We start from the raw sequence: 20029 nt of genomic DNA, 5'->3' as shown, positions 1-20029 counted from the left end.
GCGCCGTCGGGCCCGGCCTCGCGACCGGTTCAGCTATCCTGCCCGCCCGCCGTGGCACGATGCTCACGTATTTCCGCCAGCAGCGCATCCACGGCGGCCTCGATACGTCCCTGGGGTGCCTGCCGGGCGAGGTGCTGTTCAAGCAGCTCCGCGGCGTCGCTCAGCAGGTCATGCTCCAGCGCTGCGGCACTGCCCTTGAGCAGATGCGCCTCATGGGTGAGCTGCGCCAGATCCCCTTGCGCCAGCGCACGCGTCAGACGTTGATGCTGCTCCGTCAACTGAGCATCGAAGGCCTTCTCGAGCTCGGCGATGCTGGCGGTGTCCAGCTCATCGCGCAAGCTGGAGGGCGATGGGCTCGCCAGATGACGGGCTTGCGGTGCCGGCCCTGGGCGGCCTGGCGTCTCGGCGCATGCTGCCGGCGATGCTTTCCCTTGAGCATCACGCTGAGCCTCACCCCCGGCGTCGCCGCGAAGGCGGAGCCCCGGCTCGCCCCCCCAGTCCGGTTCCGCCTCATTCTGATGCCAGCCAGCCAGGCCTCCGTCCCGCAGCTGCCAGCGCGCCAGCATGGTGGCGACCTGGTGACGGCGCATCGGCTTGGAGAGGAAGTCATTCATGCCGGCCGCGAGACAGCGCGCCCGTTCACCGGCCTCCACATTGGCGGTCATCGCCACGATCAAGCTGGCGGTGCGTCCGTCGCGCCGCTCCAGTGCCCTCAAGCCTCGCGCCACGGCGAAGCCATCCATCCGCGGCATGCGTAGATCCAGCAACACCAGCACGATATCGTCGTTTTCCGTACACCAGTCCAGCGCCGCCTGACCGCTCTCGACCACCGTCACCGCATAGCCGAGACTGCAGAGCATGGCGCGCGCCACTTCACGATTGATGTGGTTGTCATCCACCACCAGCACCTTCTCTCCACGGCTGAGCGGCAGAGGCGCGTGGGAGTCGGTCTGCGGCGGGCTCATGGGGGCAAGCGGCAGCGGCAACTCGCACCAGAAACAGGCGCCTTCACCCTCGCGGGAGTTCATGCCCAGACGCCCCCCCATCAGCTCCACCAGTCGGCGCGCGATGGCCAGTCCCAGTCCGGTGCCGCCGAAGCGCCGCGCGATCGAGGCATCCCCCTGGGTGAAGGGCTCGAACAGGCGCTTGGCCTGCATCTCGCTGATGCCGATACCGGTGTCATTGACCTCGAAACGGACTCGCCCCGCCGGCAGCGGATGCACCATCAGGGTGATCCTGCCGTGCCGGGTGAACTTGAAGGCGTTCGACAACAGGTTGAGCAGCACCTGACGCAGGCGAACGGAGTCTCCCATGACCCAGCGTGGCAGCTGGGCCGAGCGGTGATCGACGAAGGCCACACGGGTACTGTCCAGTTGTGGCAGCAACAGATCGATGACGCCATCGACGGCCTGCTGGAGATCGAAGGGTCGCCGCTCGACGGTCAACTTGCCGGCCTCGATCTTCGAGAAGTCCAGCACGTCATCCACCAGCCCCATCAACACCTCCCCGCTGTCACGCAGGCTGGTGGCATACCGGTGCGCGCTGTTGTCCAGCGGCTCGGCCAGCAGCAGCTCGCTCATGCCGATGACACCGTTGAGCGGCGTGCGAATCTCATGACTCATGGTGGCGAGGAATTCGGACTTGGCACGGCTGGCCTGCTCGGCGCGTTCGGCTTCATGCTTGAGGGCCGTGGACAGGCTCAGCAGCTGCTGGCGGGCCTGCTCCCGCGCACGCGCCTGCAGCCAGACCTGGCGACTGACCAGCAGAGTCGTCAGCACCATCAGCCCGAGCAGCAGCAGCATCCAATGCACGAGTCGATCGCGCTGCTGGCGTTCCTGGGTGGACTCCTCGGCAAGCTGGGCTCTCACCCGCAGCAGTAGCGTCTGGGTGACGTCACTGATCTCGTCGCTCAGCGTCTGCAGCCTCGCGACAGAGGCGGCGTCCGGCAACTCTCTGCCCTCACGCCACTTTGCCTCCTTCCGCCACTCCCCCTCTTCCCGCCATACGCCCAGTCGGATGTCGAGGTAGTCGATCTGGCTCATCACCTCATCGGCCAGCATGGGCACCGAGGCCAGGCTCATCAGATGATGACGGAAGTCGCCGCGCCGGAAGATGAAGGTCCGGCTGTAGAGCAGCTCGAAATCCTCCAGCACCTCCTGCCAGGCCGCACCGCGCTTCACGCCCTGCGCCTGGGCATAGCGCGCGAGGGAGTTGGAGAGGGTGATGGCCTCGCGGTCCAGCTGATAGACCGTCCAGACGGCATCATCGCGAGTGCGGTTCTCGAGCTTTACCTGGTTGTGGAGGATGACACCGCCCACTCCCACGGCCGCCAGCAGCAAGGCGATGATGATGGCCATGCCGACCCACAGCGGCCAGCGTGTCCGTGGCGCCTGGGCCAGAGCATGCATGGCGTGCGAGTCTGCCTCGCCGCCCGGCACCTCATCCCGTGATGCAGGGGAGCCCGCCACCGACGAGGGGGAAGACGGCTCACCATCATGTGGGTTGCCGGGCGTGGACGAGGGAGACGAGAAGATCCGATTCAAGCGCGAGCCAGAGGGTACCTGAGGAAGGGGGTGCCCAGGACGACGGCGCCCGGAGGCGACTTGACGACATCCGTCATCGCAGCCTTGGTCATCGCAGCACCAGTCCGTTGACCTGCCAGACGCTACGGAAGCGAATCTCTTCCGTCATCAGCTCCGGATGGGCATCGAAGGGATAGAGGATGAACAAGGGACCGAAATCCCGTACCGGCATCGGCTCGCCATCGCGGCGCGTCGCCAGCAACACCTCGTATCGCGTGATATCCGACATCGGGATATCGGCGGAAAAGTCATTGATGGCCTTCACGCTCACCGTCGAGACATCCTGCCCCACCCGCTGGATCAGCTCGCGCAGCAAGGGCCCGCTGAAGCGGACGACTCCCTGGGTCCATGGCGTGTGGGTGGCATTCACGCGCGAGGGCAGCGCCTCCAGCATCGGCATGTCAAAGCGAGCCAATGGCGACGCCTCACTGCCGGCATTGCCACACGTCACCACGCCGCTGATGGTCAGCACGACCTTGCCCTTGGGCGCCGGCAGGCATTCGTTGGCCTTGAGCGGGTGAGACTCCCTTGCAGGGGGCACTGACGCGTGCGCCGCCAAGGCCGACGGGGCAAGGCCTGCCGCCAACAGAGCGAGGCACAGCGAGGAGACCCGCAGCGCCCCACGCAATGCGCGAATCGCCACGGCTGTCTTCCCGGTCTTGTCAGGCGCCACTAGAGTGCTTTCTGCCTCTGTCCAGATGGCCTTGAAGCGGCCTGCCATGCACTCTTTCATCCTGCTGTCCCATGCTATCCTGCCAACGCCACGTCCGCAGAGAGCCACAACTCTACGTCAGCCACCCTGTGCTTTGCGAGCCTGCGACAAGGCGTGCCTGACGACTCGGCTGCCTTTGAAGGCCTGCATCCGGCCCCGCTCTGAACGCTCGGCGCCGCGTCGTGTCGCCTGACCGGGGACCCACACCATGCTGCCGGCCGCGAGCTGCAGCGCTGCCCATTTTCACCCGTCGAGTCCGTTTCGTTCATGACTGATTGCCCAGCGTCCCCCGAGCCTTCCCCTCTCCTGCCACGCGTCCTCGCGGGTCCGATGCTCAGGCGCGTCACGCCAGACAGCATCGTACTGTGGCTGGTGACCTCGCGCCCTCAACAGGCCCGCGTGTGGCTACTGCCGGAAGACGAGAGCCGCCCACCGCTCGCGGGGCTCCCAGATACGCCACCTGCCCGACTGACAGAGCATCTGGCCATCCCTCTGGGCACCCATGCCTGGCTGATGTTGCTGGAGGCCCATGCCGAGTCTCCCCTGCCCGCCGATTGCGCCATCGCCTACGAGCTGGCACTGAGCGAACGCGAGGACACCGCTGACAGTAGCGCCGCGCCGCAGGACGGCGACTGGCATGGCATCGCCGAGTGGGGCCCAGAGATCTGCTACCCCGGCGAGCCTCTGCCACGTTTCCGTCTGCCGGCGAAGCTGACCCGCATCGCGCATGGCAGCTGCCGCAAGCCGCATCACGGCCTGAGTGACAAGGAGGCCGAACGCGTCTGCGCCAACGCCAGTGACAGTGCTCCTGAAGGCCCGGCCGGCGATGGTCTGGTCGCACTGGATCACTGGCTGAGTGAGCGGCGCACCACACCGCTGGAATGGCCGGAAGTGATGCTGTTCACGGGCGATCAGATCTACGCCGATGACGTCGCCGGCCCCATGCTGGGGGCCATCGATCAGGTGATCGAGCGCCTGGGGCTGCCGGAAGAGACCTTGCTGGGCGCCGAGGTCTCCGACAGCCGCGAACTGCGCCAGCACCCGTCGCACCTCTATCATCGCCCGCAGTTGCTGCCGGACATGCCAGCCAATGAGGGACTGGCCGCCAGTTTCTTCGGCGCCAAGCGCAAGCCCATCTTCACCTCCACCGGGGCTGACAATCACCTGATCGGCCTGTCGGAAGTCGTCGCCATGTACCTGCTGGTGTGGTCCGACGTGCCGTGGGCGGCCCTCGGGGTCGAACTGGAAGACCCGTCAGCGCTCGAAGGCCATGACGAGGCCACCCGCGAGCGCCATGCCCGCGAGGCACGCCATCTGGCACGTTTCCGCGCCGGGCTCGGTCAGGTGCGCCGCCTGCTGGCCAACGTCTCCAGCCTGATGATCTTCGATGACCACGACGTCACCGATGACTGGAATCTGAGTGCCGCCTGGGAAAAAGCCGCCTACGGCAATCCCTTCTCGCGGCGCATCATCGGCAATGCGCTGACCGGCTACCTGCTGTGTCAGGGCGCGGGCAACGCACCTCGGGCGCTCGGTGAGCTGCTGGAGCAGGCCAGCGAGCTGTTCACCGATGCGCATGCCGACACCGAGACCGCGCCGGAGGGCCATTTCGACGTCGAGCGTCAGGAGGCGTTGATCGCCCGGCTCGAGCGCTGCGAGCGCTGGGACTATCAGCTCGAGACCACGCCGGCCCTGATCGTGGCGGACACCCGCACTCGCCGCTGGCGCAGTGAGCGCAAGCTGTCGCACCCCTCGGGTCTGATGGACTGGGAGGCGCTGTGTGAACTCCAGCAACGTCTGGTGGAGCAGCGCGCGGTGGTACTGGTGTCTCCGGCTCCCGTGTTCGGGGTCAAGCTAATCGAGACGATCCAGAAGCTCTTCACCTTCGCCGGCAAGCCGCTGATGGTGGACGCCGAGAACTGGATGGCCCACCAGGGCGCCGCCAGCGTGATGCTCAACATCTTCCGCCATTCGCGCACGCCGCAGCATTTCGTGATTCTGTCCGGCGATGTGCACTACTCCTTCGCCTACGATGTGCGCCTCAGGCACCGCCGGTCCAGCCCGCACATCTGGCAGATCACCAGCAGCGGCATCCGCAACCGCTTCCCGGTGGGATTGCTTGACGTGCTGGATCGCCTCAATCGCTGGCTGTACGCCCCACGCTCACCGCTCAACCTGCTGACACGGCGTCGCAACATGCGCATCACGCCACGTCGTCACGATGCCGCGAGTCACGGCGAACGCCTGCTGAATGCCTGCGGTATCGGACTGGTGGATCTCGATGCAAAGGGCCGCCCCATCGCCATTCGTCAGCTGACCACCGAGGGCCGGGAGGTGCACTTTGTCCCACGTCGCTGAGGCTGCCTGCCCGCCACTGGCGCTGATCCATCACCCCGGCTATCGCATCGCGCTGCCCGAGAAGCATCCGTTCCCAATGGACAAGTTCAGCGTGCTCAAACGGCTGCTGGACCGCCAGTTGGTCGACTGCGCCTGGGCCGTCGAGTGGGTGATGCCCCAGCCCGCCGAGGAGGAAGACCTGCTCAGCGTGCACACCCGCCGCTACGTGCATGAATTTCTCAGTGGCACCTTGAGTCATCAGGCCCAGCGTCGCAGCGGTTTCGTGTGGAGCGAGGCCCTGCGCGAGCGCAGCGTGCTGGCGGTGGGCGGCACGCTGACCACCGTGCGCGAAGCCCTCACGCGCGGCCTGGCCTGCAATACCGCCGGGGGTACCCATCACGCCCATCCCGAGGCGGCCAGCGGATATTGTCTGCTCAACGACATCGGCGTGGCGGCGCATCAGGCACTGGAAGATGGCGTGACGCGGGTGCTGATCGTCGATCTCGACGTCCACCAGGGCGATGGCACCGCGTTGATCTTCGCCGACGAGCCACGGGTCTTCACGCTCTCGCTGCATGCCGAAAGCAACTTCCCGGCCCGCAAGCAGAAGAGTGATCTGGATGTGTCCCTGCCGAAAGGCATGGGCGATGAGGACTATCTGGCGGTGCTGGAGCGCACGCTGGAGGCGGTGCTGACGCGGGTGCAGCCGGAACTCGTGATCTTCGATGCCGGGGTCGACCCGCACTCCGCCGACAGGCTCGGCCATCTTGAACTGAGCGACCGCGGCCTCTACCGGCGCGAGCGCCACGTGATCGAGCGCTGTCGCGCGGCGGGCGCGGCCGTGGCCTGCGTGATCGGCGGCGGCTATGACCGTGATATCGAGGCGCTGGCGTGGCGACACAGTCAGCTGCACCGGGCAGCGCTGGATGTCTGGCGTGAGGCGCATGGTCAGCCTGCCCTGTTCGGGCCGCCTGACTGAGCCTTGCCAACCGCCCCCTGAACGCAGACGCCCGCCATCGAAGGTGGCGGGCGTCTGCGTTCAGCCGCGAGGCGTCACTTGAAGGCCGTGACCTCGACAGGATCACCGACCCGCAGCGGCGGCTGGCGCGTCGGGTCCACCGCCACCAGGTTGTAGCCGAAGTGCACCTGGCCATCCTCGAAACGGCGCACCCGCGCCAGTGTCGTCAGCGGCTCCCTGTCACCACGCTTCTCGCCGGTGGCCGGGTCGACATTGACCATCGCGCAGCGCGTGCAGGATGACACCAGGCGGAAACGTACCTCGCCGATCATCACCTCCTGCCAACCATCCTCGGCCCAGGCCTCGGCACCGCTGATCACGAGATTCGGCCGGAACTGGTTCATGCCGTGATCCGCCGTCGGCGTCTCGCGATTGAGCGCTTCCAGCGAGGCCTCGTTGGCCAGCAGCAGCGGGAAGCCGTCCGCGGCACTCACGCGCTGTCGGATGATCTCGCGATAGCGCTCGGAGCGCTCGCCCAGCCAGCACAGCCGCACCGGCATGCCGAGCTGCTCGCTCAACCAGGCATCCGCCTCGTCACTGACGCTCAGGGCGCTGAACTGGTCTGCCCACACCTGGATGTCGAGACGCTCGGCCTCATCACGGGTCGCGAAGCTCACCTCACCGCAGGCCGGGCGGTCCAGCTGCCACAGCCGCCAGTGGCCCGGCGACTGCTCGCGAAGTGCCAGACGCTGCATCTGTGGATGCGTGCGTGCGGTGACGAACTTGCCGCGTGCCGCGACCACCACGAAACGGCGGTCCTGCGTCAGGCCTTCCTCGCCGACAGTCGTGCTCTCAAGTGCCTCGGCGGCGCCTGACTTCAAGGGGTAGCGCCACAGGTGGGTCAGCTGCATCAGGGTCTTCCTTGTCGATGGATACCGAGCGAGGCACATTACCAGAATGCCCGGCCCGAGGGGGCTCAGGGGAGCGGGATAGCGGGAGACTCAGGGAGACGTCGTCTCGCTGGTGCCGGCCGCCTCATCCTGCTGCGCGACCTCGTCTCCGACATCGAGACTGATCACGTCCGGGCCGGAGAGCGCGACGCTCGAGATCAATGCCTTGACGCCGAGGCCGACCTTGAGCCCCAGCTCCTCGCAGGCCAGCCGGTCCACGCGCGCTCTGAGCCGCTGGCCGGCGATGCCCAGCACCAGTTCCGCACTGGCGTGGCCGCGCTCGCTCTCGATCTCGTGAATCACGGCGGGCAGCGTATTGCGCAGGCTGGTATTCAGCGGAGTTTCCAGCGCGATGCTGACATCACGGGCGCGCAGTCGCAGGCGTACCCGACGCCCGACCGGCATCGCCAGACGCGCCAGCTTGAGACTCAATCCCGCCCCGAGCCCCAGACGGGTCAGCTGATGCGTTTCATCGTGCGAGAGCACCTCGGCACTGAGCAGTGAGCCGGCTTCGAAACGGCCTGTCTGCGGGGCCAGATCAAGACGTGACAACATGTCGCCGATCTCGCCGCTGGCGGTGATGCGCCCGTTGTCGACCAGCGCGAGGCGGTCCGCGACGGCGAACAGCTCCCGGGTATCGTGACTGACGAACAGGATCGGAATCTCGATCTCGCGAGCCAGACGGCTGATGTAGTGCAGGAGTTCCTGCTTGCGGGCGCCATCAAGGCCGGTCAACGGCTCATCCAGCAACAACATGCGTGGGCGTGACAGCAGGGCGCGCCCGATGGCGACACGCCGCGCCTCGCCACCCGACAACTGACCCGGCATGCGCGTCAGCAGGTCCTCGATGCCCAGCAGCGCGACGATCTCGTGCAGGTGGTCACGGTTGCGCTGGCGTTGAGCACGCGTCAGTGCCAGCGGCATGCCGTAGCAGAGATTGCCGCGCACGCTGTAGTGCGGAAACAGACGAGGCTCCTGGAAGACCACGCCCAGATTGCGCCGATGGGCAGGCACCCAGTGATCATGCTCGCCGCCGATCAGACACTCGCCCGTGAGGCGCAGATGGCCATGATCCGGGCGGTCGAGCCCTGCGATCATGCGCAGGATGCTGGTCTTGCCGCTGCCGGAACGTCCGAACAGCGCCGTGACCCCGCGTGCCGGCACCTTGAGTTCGGCATCGAGATGGAAGGCGCCCAGCGTGCGGCAAAGGTGGAAATCAAGCATCACGCCCCTCCATCCGGAGTCGGGCCCGGCGCGCCAGCCATTCGGAAGACAACAGCGAGAGCATCGCGATCACCACCGCGATCAGACACAGACGCGCGGCCGCGCCCTCCTCGCCCGGCGTCTGGATCAGGGTATAGAGCGCCAGGGGCAAGGTACGGGTCTCGCCGGGAATGTTGGCCGCAAAGGTGATGGTGGCGCCGAATTCCGACAGCGCGCGCGCGAAGGCCAGCATGCCGCCGGTCAGAATACCGGGCAGCGCCAGCGGCATCGTCACCGTGAACAGCACCCGCAGCGGGTTGGCCCCCAGGGTACGAGCCGCGGCCTCCAGCCCCGGGTCAATGGCCTCCAGCGACAGGCGCATGGCACGCACCATCAGCGGGAAGGCCATGACCGCTGCCGCGACGGCGGCGCCCTGCCAGGTGAAGGGCAGCACGATATCGATCTTCGCCAGCCACTGACCGATGACGCCGTTGCGTCCGAAGGTGACCAGCAGCAGATAGCCGACCACCACCGGTGGCAGCACCAGTGGCAGATGCAACAGGCCATCCACCAGCGCCTTGCCACGAAACTCGCGTCGCGCCAGCCACCAGGCCGCGGCGAAGCCGGGAATCAGACTGAAGCCGACAGCCACGCAGGCGACCTTGAGACTCAGACTCAGGGCTTCCCATTCCAGTGCGCTCAGCATGCACTCTCCTCGAACAAGATCAGGTGGCGCAGGGCAGCGCGATCACGAGACGACTCGCGCCCATGGCATCGCCATGGCCCGCTCGATGATTCGCTCTGCCAGCCACGTCATTGCCGCAATGATGCCACGGAAAACCTCCAGTGTAGCGGCCCGCGTGCCTCCGGGACATGCCGGCCGCCGGGGCGCTCTCACTGGCTGTCAGCGGTGGCGGGTGCGGTCTGGGTCCCAAGGGTGGCGAACCCGAAGCGATGGAAGATGGCCCCTGCCTCATTGCTGGACAGCCAGTGGGCAAAGGTTTCCGCTGCCTCGTCGGGCGCATCCCCGCCCCGCGTGATCAAGGCGGCAGGATAGTGGATGGGGTCGTGGCTGCTCTCGGGCAGCAGGCCGATCTGATGGACGCGATGACTGACGGAGGCATCCGTCGAGTAGACGATGCCCAGTGGGGCTTCACCGTGCTCGACCAGCGCCAGCGCCGCACGCACATCCTCGGCACTGGCCAGATGCGAGCGCAGTGCCTGCCACTGACCCAGCGATTCCAGCGATTGACGTGCATAGATGCCCGCCGGCACGTGATCCGGGTCCCCCACCGCCAGCCGGGAGGCGTCGCCCGTCGCGGCCAGTCGCTTGGCCACGTCCGTCACGTCCCGGGCATTGCTGACGCCGGCATCCAGAGAACTTGCCCCGGCGGCTACCAGTGCCAGACGATTGCCCAGCAGATCATGACGCCCTGTCACCACCACGCCGGGCTGCTGCTCGAGCCAGTCCATCCAGCGCTCGTTGGCCGACAGATACAGCTGGGCTGGAGCACCATTGGCCAGCTGACGCGCCAGGGTCGAGGACGAGGCGTAGACCGGCAGGATATCCACGTTGGCGAGGCGCTCGTAGCGGGCCTCGATGGCATCCATCGCATCATGCAGCGAGGCGGCGGCCATGACGCGAATCCGGGTGGGTTCGTCGGCCTGCACCGGTGCCGCCAGCAGCGCCACCAGCGTCATCAGCAGTGTTGAGCGGGCCGTCAGAGAGGTGCGTCTCAGGCAGGCGGATTCCTGGCATGAGCGAAAGTGAGCGCGCAAGCGCGTGGCGAGTGACATCACGAGGTCCTTTGTCAGGCCGCGAAAGGGCCTTGGAAGAGTGAAACGCAGCGACAGCGCGTGCCACTGCTGCATGCCATGATGCCGCGCCCACCCGCCACATGCATCCCGCTCGGGCGCGGATGGGCGTCAACGAGCTGGAATCGTGAGCCCCATTATCTGAACGCGCCCGCCAGCAGAGAACGCGAATCACTTTCATGCATGCCACTCCCCCCGCCAAATCGGCTACAATGCTGGCCAATCGGCAACTCGCCACTGGCCCTTGCGCCAGATCCGCGGCGCACTCTGCCTCCACGCTCTCTTTCATGCCATCGGCTGCCCGAGTGGCAGACAGTCTCAGGTGCCACCAATCCATGCCTCCCGTACTTGACGAATTTCAGGGCCTCAGTGCCTTCGATGCCATCATGCGCCATGGCAACCTGGGCGCCGGCGCCGAACACCTCGGTATCTCCAAGTCCACGCTCAGCCGTCGGATCAGTCATCTCGAGTATCAGCTTGGTCAGCCGCTGCTGCATCGCCAGGCCAACCGCCTGATTCCCACCGAGGCCGGCACGCTGTTCCATCAGTATTGCCAGCAGATGCTGTCGCTGGGCGAGCGCTCGCAGATGGCACTGGACGAGCTGCGCGAGGAGGTGAGCGGTGATCTCAGCATCAGCGTCCACCCGCATTTCCTGCGTGGCTGGTTCAATCGTCTGCTTACCGAGTTCATCGAGGAGTATCCGGGCATTCGCCTGACGCTGACTTCAAACCTGCAGCCTCCGACACGTGAGGATGATCAGGTCATGCTGTGGCTGTGGGAAGGTCCGACCCGTGACAGCGGCCTGCGTGACGAGGTGCTGGGCCACCAGCGTCAGCATCTGTATGCCCACCCGGACTATCTGCGCCAGCATGGCCATCCGCAGCATCCCGGCGAGCTTGCCTCCCACGACTGGGTCAACCTGATCGACCGCCATCATCCCGATCTGGTGCTCCACCATCCGGAACAGGGCGAGTACCGAGTGAGCCTGCCGCCCTCACGCTTCACGGTCGACAATGTCGTGGTACATGCCGACCACATCGCGCATGGCGCCGGTATCGGCCTGCTGCCGGACCACCACGTGCGCACCCGCTCCGTGGCACATCCCGGCCAGTTCGAGGCCTGCCTGCCCGAGTGGCAAGGACCCTCGATTCCGGTCAGCCTGCACTATCCCTTCGGGCACCCGCCGCGCAAGCTGGGCGCGCTGCTGGATCGTATCCGGCGCCATGTGCCCAAGGACTGGGGGCAGCCCTAGCCCCGCAAGCCTCACGTACCAGCGCGACTCAGCGGCCCTGGCCAAACAGATGGCGACGCGCCTCTTCATCCATCGCCACATTGGCCGCCGGATTGATGTCGTCGATGCGCGCCATCGCCCGCCTGACGCCATCACGCTCGGCCATGCGAGTGCGGTAGGCAGCCACCGCCGGGAAGCGGGCCAGATCGATCTCCTGCTTCTCGGCCTTCAGCCACGGCCAGATGGCCATGTCGGCGATGCTCAACTTGTTCCCCGCCACGAAGTCACGCCCCGCAAGCTGGCGCTCCAGAACGCCGTAGAGGCGCTCGCCTTCCTTGTGATAGCGCTCGATGGCGTACTCCACCGGTTCTGGCGCGTAGTGCTTGAAGTGGTGCACCTGACCGAGCATCGGCCCCAGGCCGCCCATCTGCCAATGCAGCCACTGCAGCACATCATTGCGTGGGCGCGTCTCGCGCGGCAGGAATTGGCCGGTCTTGTCGGCCAGATATTCCAGAATCGCGCCGGATTCGAACACGGAAATCGGCTCGCCACCATCGGCCGGCGCATGATCGACGATCGCCGGCATGCGATTGTTGGGCGAGATGGCCAGAAACGCTGGCGCGAACTGTTCGCCCTTGCTGATGTTCACCGGTATGAGTCGGTACTCGAGGCCGGCCTCTTCCAGAAAGATCGTGATCTTGTGGCCGTTGGGCGTGGTCCAGTAATACAGGTCAATCATCGTGAGCACCTTTTCGAGGGCAAGACGACATGGCCCGAACGCCTGGAAGCGTTCGAGCCATCAGGAAGCGCATCGCTGACGCGATCGAGGGCTTACTGCGGGATATCGCTGGCACGCGGCGACTTGCGTGCCATGCCGTCATGGAGATCCATCATGCGCTCGCGCCACTGCACCAGCGGATCAGCGGGGTCTTCCGTCTCGCCGAAGGGCGAGGTGTCGGAGACGATGTGGGCCCAGATGAAGAAGCCGAAGATCAGGTAATCCGCCGCCGCCGGCGACTCGCCATCCATGAAGGGCTGATTACCCAGCAGGCCACGCAACGGCTTGAAGGCGCTGTCGAGAATGCCACGGGCGATCTCGACATCGTGGAACTCCTCGAACGACATGCCGAAGCGGGCTTCTCGGGCGCTCTGGAAGTATTCACGGTCATCCGGGTGAATGGCCTGCACCAGATCCAGCGCCACCAGGCGGAAGAAACCGACGGCCATGACCTGCTCGGCATAGACCTTGACGAAATTCAGGCGCGCCCTTGCCAGTGCATCGCCGATCAGCGGGCCATGGCCTGCATCCGGATAATGCTCGTCCAGGTGCTGGAAGATGTCGTAGCTGTCCATCGACACGCCGAAATCATCCTTGAGTACCGGCACCGTGGTGGAATCGCAGAAGTCGATCGGGCTCTTGTCGGTAAACAGCATGGGAACGAGTTCCGCCTCGATGCCCTTGTGGGCCAGGGCCAGCCGCGCGCGCCAGCAGAACGGCGAGAAACGCAGACGGTCATCACGGCCTCGCAATTCATAGAGTACTGGGGTCATGCAGGTATCCTCCGGTGTCATTCAAGCTCAAGATGTTCGGCATGACGTCGCCGTGGGCGTCTTGCCCATGGCAATGTTTTGGACGTTGTGCCGCGCAAATGCAAGCAAAATGAGCATTCGTTCAATATCCCGCTGACACGCCGCTCGCCGTGCTTCCACCCGCTCACCCTTGCAGTGGCGCGAGGTTGGACCCATTGAGGAGGGATTCGCGACACGCGCCGGTCATTGACCAAAGGATATTGATGACACTCGGCCTCGACAGCGCGAATAATGGATCCACGCTGTCGCACCCGCCGCGTCTCGCCCTGCTCTCATCACTCATTTCCCAAGGAGTCTCGATGTCCGTCGAAGACCTGCACCTTAACCTGCGCAACCTGCAGGAATCCGACTACCCCCAGCTGAAACGCCTGATGGACGGCATCTACGACGACATCGGCGGCGCCTGGCCGGAACACACCATCAACCGCCTGGTCGCGGAATTCCCCGATGGTCAGATCGTGATCGAGGACGGCGAGATGCTGGTCGGGGTCGCACTGACGGCGCTGGTGGATTACGACGCCTTCTCGAACCCGCACAAGTACGATGATCTGATCGGCCAGCGCGAAGTCATCCTCAACAACCCCGAGGGAGATGCGCTCTATGGCCTGGATGTCCTGATCGACCCCAACTACCGGGGCTATCGTCTCGGCCGCCGCCTGTATGAAGCGCGCAAGGAACTGTGTCGCTCCATGAATCTGCGCTCGATTCTGGCCGGTGGGCGCATTCCCCAGTATCACGAGTATGCCGCGGAGCTGTCCGCGACCGACTACATCGACAAGGTCGAGCGACGCGAGATCTACGACCCCATCCTGTCCTTCCAGCTGGCCAATGGATTTCTGGTCAAGCGCCTGATGCGCCAGTATCTGCCGGAAGACGAGAGCTCACAGGGCTATGCCACCTTGCTCGAGTGGAACAACATCCTCTTCGAGCCGGTCGAGCGTGTGCTGGAAAGCCGCAAGACGATGATTCGCGTCGGCGCCGTCCAGTGGCAGATGCGCAAGTTCGATTGTGTCGAATCCGTGCTGCAGCAGGTGGAATATTACGTCGATGCCCTCTCGGACTATCAGAGCGACTTCGCCGTCTTCCCGGAGCTGTTCAATACGCCGCTGATCGGCCTGCTGGAAGACCAGAGTGACCCGGTGCGCTGCATCCGCTTCCTTGCCGGCTTCACCGAGCGCTTCAAGCAGGAAATCTCGCGCATGGCGGTGGCCTACAACATCAACATCGTGGCCGGGTCCATGGTGGAGGTCGGTGATGACAACGAGCTCTACAACGTCACCTATCTCTGTCACCGCGATGGCGAGATCGACCGTCAGGCCAAGCTGCACATCACGCCTCAGGAGCGCCGTGACTGGATCATCAAGGGCGGCGACGAGCTGGCCGTATTCGAGACCGATGCCGGTCGCATCGGCATGCTGATCTGCTACGACGTGGAATTCCCGGAGCTGTCACGTCTGCTGGCCGACCAGGACATGGACATCCTGATGGTGCCGTTCTGGACCGACACCAAGAACAGCTACCTGCGCGTCCGCCACTGCGCCCAGGCGCGCGCCATCGAGAACGAGTGCTATGTGGTGGTCTGCGGCAGTGTCGGCAACCTGCCGTCCATCGAGAGTCTGGACATCCAGTACGCCCAGTCAGCGGTATTCTCGCCCTCTGACTTCTCCTTCCCGCATGATGCGGTGATGGCCGAGACGACCCCGAACACCGAGATGATCATGTTCTCGGATCTCGATCTGGAACGCCTCAAGGTCGTACGCAGCGAAGGCTCGGTGACCAACCTCAAGGACCGTCGCAAGGACCTCTTCGACCTGCGCCTGCGCGACTGGTCCTGGAAGTCCGGCAGTCGTCAGGACTGACTCGATGCCCCCCTGGTGGCAACGACTGTGGCAGCGATCCGAGCGCCACGGCCATGATGCCGACGCCTCAGCCCCCTTCTCTTCCCAGACCCAGGAGGGGGACACCCTGTGGCAATCCGTCCGCGAGCGTCTGCCGATCCTCGAGGGACTCGACGCCGAGGCGCTCACGCGTCTTGAGCGCCGCGCCCGCCGGCAACTGCATGACTGGAAGCTGACCAGCGCCGAGCCTCTCGAGGAGGTCGAGGCGCTGGCATTGGCGGCTCAGGCGATGCTGTTGCTCAATGGTTGGGCGCATGCCGAGCGCTGGCAGGATGCCGGCGCTCGCGTCCATGAGATCATGCTGCCGTTCGAGGCCATCCGCCGTGAAGTGGAAGAGATGGATGAGGCAGGCGTGGTGCATGTCTTCCAGGACACCCGGGCCGGTGAGACCTGGTACCAGGGGCCGGTGGTGGTCACGCAGCAGGACCTGGCCGCCAGCGGTGACTGGAGCGGCTTCAATGTGGTCATCCACGAATTCGCCCACAAGCTCGACATGGCCAACGCCACCGATGCCGATGGCTTTCCGCCTCTGCCTGGCCACATCAGCGCTCAAGAATGGCACGCCACCTTCACCGCCGTCTGGGATGACCTGAGCGAGCGCCTGACACACGGCATTCCCACGCCGATCGATGACTACGCCGCCAGTCACCCCGCCGAATGCTTCGCCGTATGCTGCGAGTATTTCTTTACCGCACCGGACACCCTCGAAGTCGCCTATCCCGAGCTGTATGCCCTGCTGGAACGCTTCTTCCATCAATCGCCATTGCCACGCTGCCCGACGGCTCACGACTGATCGCCTGACAGCCAGACAGGCAGATAGGCAGGCAGACGGGCAGACAAGAAGATCCGGACAATGAATAGCGACCGCTCACCCCCTCCACCACCGGCTCAAGCTAACGGTATATCAATCAGGGTGTGCCGCGGCGGGCCCGCCATTGCGATTCCCCGATGCATCAAGAGTAGTACCTGAGTCGGTCACTGCTGGCTTTTCCACCAGGTAATCCCAGACACGCTGGGCCGTGGGTCGCATGGGACGTTGGGAGGAACGTACCAGCCAGAAATGCTGCTCGGCAGGAATCGCCAGCGGGAAGGCCTGCTCCAGTCCGCCATTGCCGGAGGCCATCCATTGCTGAAAATGGCCTTCATGCACCAGCGCCACGCCCATGCCGAGACGCGCCATTTCCAGTGTCATGACCTGGGTGTCACAACTGATGGTGGACGTCGTCTTCTCCAGTCCCAGCTGACCGGCCGCGACCAGCCAGCGACGCCAGCCCACCGCGAATCCCGCCGCATGCAGCAGCGTCATTCCGGTCAGATCCGCCGCCGTGCTCAACCGGGCGCTCAGTGCCGAGCTTGCCACGACGATCATCCGCTCCTGCTCCGCTCCCACCTTGATCGCCTCGACCTGCGGCCAGTCCCCCTGGCCATAGCGCAGTTCGATATCCACTTCCTCGCCATCGAAATCACGCGCCCAGAAGGCACTCACCAGCCGCAGGGCGATCTCGGGTTGATCTCGATGAAAGCTGGCCAGACGCGGCAACAACCAGGCCTGCTGGCTCATCGGCGTCGCACGCAGACTCACCGGCGCGGCGCGCGAGGGTCCGAAGACTTCCAGCGTGCCCTCCTGCAGACGCTGGAAGCCATCCTGCAGCGCCGGCAGCCAGGCCTGCCCGGCCGGTGTCAGATTCAGACTGCGAGCATGGCGCACGAACAGCGGCTGGCCGAGCCGATCCTCCAGCTGGCGGATACGCTGACTGATGGCGGACTGGGTGACGCTCAGCTCCTCGGCCGCCCGCGTGAAACTCATCAGGCGTGCCGCCGCCTCGAAGGCCTGCAGCCAGGCCAGGGGTGGCAACGGGCTGGACAAGGAAACGGGCAAGACACTCGGCGGCGAGGAAGGTGAGTCGTGCATGGCAATCTCGTGGCGGACAATGGAGGAGCATGACCACACATTAGCTCAGCTAAGCCATGGGCGTCATATTTCGCGTTGGTCAGCCTTCATGACACGCAAGACAATAGACTCACTCTCAGCACAAGACTCACCGACACCGACAGAGACAAGGAAGGCGCCAATGGAGACTCTCACCGCATCTGATTCCGACACTTTCGGTACCAGCGACACTGATGGTATTGGCGACACTAGCGTGACGAACGACACTATCGATACGAACGACACTATCGACACTACCGACGCCGCCGACACGGCAGCGACGGATGCCGGCACGCGTCATCAGTGGGACATGAAGGAATATCAGCCCCATCATCGCGGCACTCCCCTGATTCAGGCGACCCATGACGAGGCACTGGCGACTCTGAGCTGGGCCGATGGGGATCAGGCACGCTTTCCGCTGATCTGGCTGCGTGATCACTGCGCCTGCGACGCCTGCCGTCATCCGCAGACCTTCGAGCGCACCTTCATGCTCATGGATGATGCGGCCCTGACGGTGCATCAGTTGCGTGTCGAGCAAGGCAATCTCGTCGTCATCTGGCAGGACGGCCACACCAGTCGTTTCGATGCCGGTTGGTTGCTGCAACGTCGCCCGAGTGATGCGCCGCCAGCCACGCCGGTCCCCTCGAGCCGCGCCTGGCAGCAGGGCCATCAGCCTCACGCTACCGCCTTTGCCGACTACATGGCCGGTGGGCAGGCACGACTTGGCTGGCTGGAAGCGCTGTGCCGCGACGGCTTCGCGATTCTGGACGGCGGCACCTGTGAAGGCGGTGAGATCGATGCCATCGCGGCCACCATCGGCCCCATCCGTGCCACCAACTTCGGCGGGCGCTTCGAGGTCTTCTCCAAGCAGGCGCCCAACAATGCCGCCTACACGCCCATCGCGCTGGAACTGCACACGGATCTGCCCAACTGGCGCCAACCGCCGGACATCCAGATGCTCTATTGCCTGGTCAATGACGCCGAGGGCGGTGAGTCGATCTTCGGTGACGGCATGGCCGTCGCCGAGGAACTGCGCCGGCGTGACCCTGCCGCCTTCCGCCTGCTGGCCGAGACGCCGGTGGACTTTCGCTTCGCGGATGAGCAGACCGACCTCGTGGTGCGTGAACCGGTCATCCACCTGGATGCCAGCGGCAAGGTCATCGAGGTGCGTTTCAACAACTGGATCCGCGATAGCCTGCGCCTGCCGCTGGAACGGATGCAGGCCTGGTACGACGCCTACCGCCACTACTGGAGCATCCTGCGCGAACCGGACTTCCGCCTGCACCTCAAGCTCGAGGCCGGTCAGATGGTGGCCTTCGACAACCGCCGCGTGATGCACGGGCGCCGGTCCTTCGACCCGACCACCGGGCGCCGGCACCTGCAAGGCTGCTACGTCGATTACGACATGGTGGAATCGGCATTGCGCGTCACAGCGCGCCAGCTGGACTGACGACGGCCCGCGAGCGTTGAAGCTCAGTGATTCAATTCGTCCAGTCCCGGCAGCAGACCACGCAAGGCGATGGCATCCTGAGACTCTGGCTACTCAGGTACCGCCCATGAATCCCATGACGCTCTGCTTTGCGGATGACACCCTGGAACGACGCTATCGTCGACAACAGATCGAGACCTCACACAAGCTCAGCCGGTTCACCATACCGCTGAGCTGTGTGATGTTCGCGTCCTATGCGCTGATCGAGATAAGTCTTACCCACCATTTCGAGAGCCTGCTGCTGCTGCGCGCCGGCATTCTCGCCAGTGTCCTGAGCCTGTTCCTGCTGTCACGCCATGCGCGATACAGACACCGGGTCAATGGCCTGCTGTGCCTGGCCTCCCTGAGCGCGGCGCTGGGCACGCTGGCCATGTTCCATCTCGGCAATGACCACGCAGTGGATCACCATGAGATGCATGAGGGTGAATTCCCGGCCTATTTCGTCAGTCTGCTATTGCTGGTGTTCTGGACCTACACCCTGCTGGGGCTGCAGTTCATCTATGCACTGGCCTGCGGCTTGCTGATCTGGATGGGCTGCACCGCCAGCTGCGCGATCCTGCACAGTGGTACCGGCGTGCTGGTGGAAGCCAACGAAGCCTTCTTCATGATGTCCGCCAACCTGCTGGCCGGCATGAGCGCCTACTCGCGAGAGCGACAGAGCCGCCTGCTGTTCCTGCGCGAATGTCACGTCACCGACGAGCGAGACAATCTGCGTGACCACGCGACACGCGACTCGCTCACCGGACTGCTCAATCGACGCGCCCTGATGGAGCATCTCGATCAGGTGCTCGACATCCAGGCCCCCGGCGTCATACAGGCTGCGCTGTTCATCGACCTGGATGGCTTCAAGCCCATCAATGACCGCCATGGTCACCATATCGGCGACCAGGTCCTGAGCATCATCGGCGAACGACTCGGAGACACCCTGCGTGGCAACGATATCGTCGGCCGCCTGGGAGGCGATGAATTTCTCGTGCTGATCAGTCGTGAAGGCGATAGCCGCCAGGGCCCGGAAACACTGGCCAATCGTCTGGTGGACGCGATCAGCAGGCCCATCCACCTCGAGGTCGACGGCGAGCCGCTGATCATCGGTGTCAGCGCCAGCGTGGGCGTCTGTCTGTTCCCCTTCTCCGGTGCCACGCCGGAAACCATCATCGCGCGTGCGGACGGTGCCATGTATGAAGCCAAGCAACGTGGCCGCGGGCGAGTGGTCGCGGCCAACCCGCTGCGCCTGGTGCTGTGAGCCTCCACCACGAATGATGCCCCCTCCCTCTTGAGACAACCGCAGACGCCCCAATGAGAGAAGGATGCCTGTGCATCCTTTCATCACGTA

Annotated in this window: 16 protein-coding genes; 7 read left to right on the top strand and 9 right to left on the bottom strand. The window is 64.9% G+C overall.

Going from position 1 to position 20029, the window contains the following annotated elements; all coding sequences use genetic code 11:
• Window positions 1-29 precede the first annotated feature (29 nt).
• On the bottom strand, window positions 30-2543 hold the full coding sequence (locus tag QD228_RS02835; RefSeq protein ID WP_279874344.1) for an ATP-binding protein: 2514 nt from the start codon (window positions 2541-2543) through the stop codon (window positions 30-32).
• 88 nt (window positions 2544-2631) lie between these two features.
• Window positions 2632-3303 (bottom strand): molybdopterin-dependent oxidoreductase, encoded by a 672-nt coding sequence (locus QD228_RS02830; protein ID WP_279874343.1) that lies wholly within the window; start codon window positions 3301-3303, stop codon window positions 2632-2634.
• 321 nt (window positions 3304-3624) lie between these two features.
• Between QD228_RS02830 and QD228_RS02825 the strand changes: the two genes are divergently transcribed.
• Complete coding sequence (locus tag QD228_RS02825) at window positions 3625-5652, top strand: alkaline phosphatase family protein (protein WP_240499655.1); 2028 nt, start codon at window positions 3625-3627, stop codon at window positions 5650-5652.
• Entirely contained in the window at window positions 5636-6610 is a 975-nt protein-coding gene (locus tag QD228_RS02820; protein WP_279874342.1) for a histone deacetylase, read from the top strand. The genes QD228_RS02825 and QD228_RS02820 overlap by 17 nt, the downstream gene beginning before the upstream one ends.
• A 74-nt stretch (window positions 6611-6684) precedes the next feature.
• On the opposite strand, the gene QD228_RS02815 is transcribed toward QD228_RS02820, so the two are convergent.
• The 4 genes from QD228_RS02815 to modA all read right to left on the bottom strand — a co-directional run bounded on the left by QD228_RS02815 (window position 6685) and on the right by modA (window position 10539).
• Window positions 6685-7500: an MOSC N-terminal beta barrel domain-containing protein gene (locus QD228_RS02815; RefSeq protein ID WP_240499653.1), complete on the bottom strand. Its 816-nt coding sequence runs from the start codon at window positions 7498-7500 to the stop codon at window positions 6685-6687.
• A 90-nt stretch (window positions 7501-7590) separates the two neighbouring features.
• On the bottom strand, window positions 7591-8763 hold the full coding sequence (gene modC, locus QD228_RS02810) for a molybdenum ABC transporter ATP-binding protein (protein WP_176503226.1): 1173 nt from the start codon (window positions 8761-8763) through the stop codon (window positions 7591-7593).
• Window positions 8756-9448: a molybdate ABC transporter permease subunit gene (modB, locus tag QD228_RS02805; RefSeq protein ID WP_077378349.1), complete on the bottom strand. Its 693-nt coding sequence runs from the start codon at window positions 9446-9448 to the stop codon at window positions 8756-8758. The genes modC and modB overlap by 8 nt, the downstream gene beginning before the upstream one ends.
• Window positions 9449-9636: 188 nt before the next feature.
• Window positions 9637-10539: a molybdate ABC transporter substrate-binding protein gene (modA, locus tag QD228_RS02800; RefSeq protein WP_279856239.1), complete on the bottom strand. Its 903-nt coding sequence runs from the start codon at window positions 10537-10539 to the stop codon at window positions 9637-9639.
• A gap of 353 nt (window positions 10540-10892) precedes the next feature.
• Here modA and QD228_RS02795 point away from each other — a divergent pair, with 353 nt between their 5' ends.
• Entirely contained in the window at window positions 10893-11810 is a 918-nt protein-coding gene (locus tag QD228_RS02795; RefSeq protein WP_077378346.1) for a LysR family transcriptional regulator, read from the top strand.
• A gap of 28 nt (window positions 11811-11838) precedes the next feature.
• Here the strand turns inward: QD228_RS02795 and QD228_RS02790 are convergent, their stop codons facing one another.
• Entirely contained in the window at window positions 11839-12528 is a 690-nt protein-coding gene (locus tag QD228_RS02790) for a glutathione binding-like protein (protein WP_279874341.1), read from the bottom strand.
• A 92-nt stretch (window positions 12529-12620) separates the two neighbouring features.
• Window positions 12621-13340 (bottom strand): glutathione S-transferase N-terminal domain-containing protein, encoded by a 720-nt coding sequence (locus tag QD228_RS02785; protein WP_279874340.1) that lies wholly within the window; start codon window positions 13338-13340, stop codon window positions 12621-12623.
• 338 nt (window positions 13341-13678) lie between these two features.
• Here QD228_RS02785 and QD228_RS02780 point away from each other — a divergent pair, with 338 nt between their 5' ends.
• Both QD228_RS02780 and QD228_RS02775 read left to right on the top strand, forming a co-directional pair.
• Window positions 13679-15238 carry a bifunctional GNAT family N-acetyltransferase/carbon-nitrogen hydrolase family protein gene (locus QD228_RS02780; protein WP_077378340.1) on the top strand — a complete coding sequence of 520 codons (1560 nt, stop codon included), beginning with the start codon at window positions 13679-13681 and terminating at the stop codon, window positions 15236-15238.
• 4 nt (window positions 15239-15242) lie between these two features.
• A complete protein-coding gene (locus tag QD228_RS02775; RefSeq protein WP_279874338.1) occupies window positions 15243-16070 on the top strand; it encodes a M90 family metallopeptidase in 828 nt (275 codons plus the stop codon).
• A gap of 111 nt (window positions 16071-16181) precedes the next feature.
• Here the strand turns inward: QD228_RS02775 and QD228_RS02770 are convergent, their stop codons facing one another.
• Window positions 16182-17189 (bottom strand): LysR family transcriptional regulator, encoded by a 1008-nt coding sequence (locus tag QD228_RS02770; RefSeq protein ID WP_279874337.1) that lies wholly within the window; start codon window positions 17187-17189, stop codon window positions 16182-16184.
• Between the two features lie 232 nt (window positions 17190-17421).
• On the opposite strand from QD228_RS02770, the gene QD228_RS02765 reads away from it, so the two are divergent.
• Window positions 17422-18657: a TauD/TfdA family dioxygenase gene (locus QD228_RS02765; RefSeq protein WP_279874336.1), complete on the top strand. Its 1236-nt coding sequence runs from the start codon at window positions 17422-17424 to the stop codon at window positions 18655-18657.
• A gap of 106 nt (window positions 18658-18763) precedes the next feature.
• Entirely contained in the window at window positions 18764-19939 is a 1176-nt protein-coding gene (locus QD228_RS02760) for a GGDEF domain-containing protein (RefSeq protein WP_176493558.1), read from the top strand.
• Window positions 19940-20029 lie beyond the last annotated feature (90 nt).

Origin of the sequence: Cobetia sp. 3AK, from assembly GCF_029846335.1 — a bacterium.
In the GTDB taxonomy this organism is placed as follows: domain Bacteria; phylum Pseudomonadota; class Gammaproteobacteria; order Pseudomonadales; family Halomonadaceae; genus Cobetia; species Cobetia marina.
This window is presented reverse-complemented; position numbering and strand designations above follow the sequence as displayed.

Bases quoted from the DNA above. Each gene is read 5' to 3' on its own strand.
- QD228_RS02830 (WP_279874343.1), bottom strand. From the start codon at position 3,303: ATGGCAGGCCGCTTCAAGGCCATCTGGACAGAGGCAGAAAGCACTCTA.
- QD228_RS02825 (WP_240499655.1), top strand. From the start codon at position 3,625: ATGCTCAGGCGCGTCACGCCAGACAGCATCGTACTGTGGCTGGTGACC.
- QD228_RS02815 (WP_240499653.1), bottom strand. From the start codon at position 7,500: ATGCAGCTGACCCACCTGTGGCGCTACCCCTTGAAGTCAGGCGCCGCC.
- modC (WP_176503226.1), bottom strand. From the start codon at position 8,763: ATGCTTGATTTCCACCTTTGCCGCACGCTGGGCGCCTTCCATCTCGAT.
- modB (WP_077378349.1), bottom strand. From the start codon at position 9,448: ATGCTGAGCGCACTGGAATGGGAAGCCCTGAGTCTGAGTCTCAAGGTC.
- modA (WP_279856239.1), bottom strand. From the start codon at position 10,539: ATGTCACTCGCCACGCGCTTGCGCGCTCACTTTCGCTCATGCCAGGAA.
- QD228_RS02795 (WP_077378346.1), top strand. From the start codon at position 10,893: ATGCCTCCCGTACTTGACGAATTTCAGGGCCTCAGTGCCTTCGATGCC.
- QD228_RS02790 (WP_279874341.1), bottom strand. From the start codon at position 12,528: ATGATTGACCTGTATTACTGGACCACGCCCAACGGCCACAAGATCACG.
- QD228_RS02785 (WP_279874340.1), bottom strand. From the start codon at position 13,340: ATGACCCCAGTACTCTATGAATTGCGAGGCCGTGATGACCGTCTGCGT.
- QD228_RS02780 (WP_077378340.1), top strand. From the start codon at position 13,679: ATGTCCGTCGAAGACCTGCACCTTAACCTGCGCAACCTGCAGGAATCC.
- QD228_RS02775 (WP_279874338.1), top strand. From the start codon at position 15,243: ATGCCCCCCTGGTGGCAACGACTGTGGCAGCGATCCGAGCGCCACGGC.
- QD228_RS02770 (WP_279874337.1), bottom strand. From the start codon at position 17,189: ATGCACGACTCACCTTCCTCGCCGCCGAGTGTCTTGCCCGTTTCCTTG.
- QD228_RS02760 (WP_176493558.1), top strand. From the start codon at position 18,764: ATGAATCCCATGACGCTCTGCTTTGCGGATGACACCCTGGAACGACGC.